2 protein-coding genes are annotated in these 2243 nt (G+C 68.6%); one reads left to right on the top strand and one right to left on the bottom strand.

The genetic code is table 11. The features are described 5' to 3' along the window. The first annotated feature begins 187 nt into the window (after nucleotides 1-187). On the top strand, nucleotides 188-2137 hold the full coding sequence (locus tag TX88_RS07885) for an SNF2-related protein (protein ID WP_044515895.1): 1950 nt from the start codon (nucleotides 188-190) through the stop codon (nucleotides 2135-2137). Here the strand turns inward: TX88_RS07885 and TX88_RS35820 are convergent. After that, nucleotides 2121-2192: a DUF7157 domain-containing protein gene (locus TX88_RS35820; RefSeq protein ID WP_457920629.1), complete on the bottom strand. Its 72-nt coding sequence runs from the start codon at nucleotides 2190-2192 to the stop codon at nucleotides 2121-2123. The genes TX88_RS07885 and TX88_RS35820 overlap by 17 nt on opposite strands. Between the last annotated feature and the right edge of the window lie 51 nt (nucleotides 2193-2243).

Genomic DNA, 2243 nt, shown 5'->3' with positions numbered 1-2243 from the left:
GCGTGAATCTGGCCCAGAAACCTACGCATTCGCCGCAGCGTCGGTAGGCGACATAGGTCCTGACTTAACCGAGCCCTGTGACCTCGGCATTCCCCGCAGCGAAACCCAGCGGACGCGAGATCGCGACGAGGAATTCCGGATAATCCGTGCATCCGGCAACGACGGTGAGGTGCCATGATGATGTGTCATGGACAGCGCCGATCCCACCGAGCTGATCCGCCGTGCCGACGCCTCACTCGCAGGTGTCGGCAAACTTCGCGCCGAGATCGCCGACCGCATCCGCGCGAGCACCGACGAGGTGGTGACCCAGACGCTGCAATCGGCGCCGCTGCAGCACCTGCGCCCCTATCTGGCGCGCGGCGCCCGCCTCGGCGGGCTGGCCAATTCCGAGTACCGCACCGTGGGAGCCATCCACACCGTGCCGGCCCGGGTGTTGACCCAGGTGCCCGGTGTCGACATCGGGACCGCGCAGTCGGTGCAGGCGGCAGCCCAGGCCATGGCCGACCACATCCGCACCACCACGCGGCCCCGGCTGCGGGCCGAGCAGGACACCGAGTTGCTGACCTCACTGCTGACACTGGTTCAGGCCGACGCACCGGTCAAGCAGCTGCGCCGGCTGATGCCACGACTGCGCAGCCACACCGCATCGGATCAGTTGCTCGAGTCGGTGAGCGGGCTGCTCGACCGCATCGACGACGCCCACCACAGCGACGGCGACGTGTGGGCGATCTACCGCTCCGATCCGCGCCCCATCGACCAGCTACTGAGTGAATTCGCCTCCGGGACAACCGATGTGGATGCCGCCCAGGGATTCGTCGGGGCGGAGGTGGCCGCGCAGGTCGAGCAGACGGTGCTGAACCGCTCACTGCTGCGCACCGAACTGCGCGGCTACCAGGAATTCGGCGCCCGCTACGCGGTGGCCCGCGAGCGGGCCCTGCTGTGCGACGACCTGGGGCTGGGCAAAACCCTGCAGGCACTGGCGGTGGCCGCACACCTGGCCGCCGCAGAACAGCTGCGCCACACCCTGGTGGTCTGCCAGCCCAACACCGGAATCCATTGGGCCGCGGAAACAGCCAAACACACCGCGCTGCGGGCGATCGAGATCCGCGGCAGTGAACGCGATGCGCGCCTTGAGAATTGGAAGAATTCCGGCGGCGTGGCCATCGTCTCCTACGACACCCTGCAGCGCATCAAACTGCCCGAACGCCCCACGCTGGTCGTCGTCGACGAGGCGCACCTGCTGCGCGACCCGAAATCCGACCGGGCCCGCGCCGTGCGCAACGTGCTGACCTCCGACAACCGCGTGCTGTTCCTGTCCGGGGTACCGATGCACCAGCGGATCGGCGGCTTTCGTCATCTGGCCGACTTCCTGCAGCCCGACGTCGCGGGCAAGGTGGCGCCCAACGCGGGCGAACGAGGATCGATCGCCTTCCGCCGCGCGGTCGACCGGGTGCACCTGCGCCGCGACTACCGCGACGTGGTCGACGAACTGCCTGCGCGGATCGCCACCGAGGAATGGGTGCGGCTCAGCCGCACCGACCGTGAGCGGTATCGCCAAGCCGTCTCCAGCGGCAACTTCAGCGCGATCCGGCAGGGCGCCTGGCCGTCCGGTGCACCGACGCCGGGCGCCAAGCTGGACCGGCTCATCGAACTCACCAACGAAGCCCACATCAACGGGGCCCGGGTGGTGGTGTTCTCCCACTATCCCGCGGTTCTCGATGTGATCCGGAAAGCCCTGCCGGGCAATATCTTCGGAACCGTCGACGCATCGGTACCCGATCAGCAGGCTGTCGTCGACGCGTTCGCGACCGACCGCGGCCCGGCCAACCTGTTGGCTCACATCGGTGCAGGCGCGCTGGACCTGCGCCGGCTCAACGCGCCGGTGGTGTTGATCCTCGCCGAACCCCAGTGGCAGCCGCGCACCGAGCGTCAGGTCATCGGGCGCACCCAGCGACTCAGCGAACTGCACACCGTGCGGGTGCACCGGCTACTGGCCAGGGGCACTGTCGACGAGCCGATCCGCCGCCTGGCACATCATCCCGACCAGGCCCCACCGCATCAGGACGAGGTGGTGCGGGCCGAGCAGGTACGTCTGGCCCGGGCCGGGCTGACCGCGAAGTTCAGTGGAAGCGGTTGATGATCGGGATGCGTTCGATGATCCGGTCCCGCAGCCGCGGCTGCGGATAGGTCACAACCGGAGGAACATACGGCGGCGGCGTGTAGACCGGTGCCGGCGGTGGCGC

The sequence above is a fragment of the Mycolicibacterium septicum DSM 44393 genome (genome assembly GCF_000455325.1).
GTDB classification, from domain to species: Bacteria; Actinomycetota; Actinomycetes; order Mycobacteriales; family Mycobacteriaceae; genus Mycobacterium; species Mycobacterium septicum.
This window is presented reverse-complemented; position numbering and strand designations above follow the sequence as displayed.

Excerpts from the sequence above, each read along its gene's own strand:
- TX88_RS07885 (WP_044515895.1), top strand. The coding sequence starts at position 188 with ATGGACAGCGCCGATCCCACCGAGCTGATCCGCCGTGCCGACGCCTCA.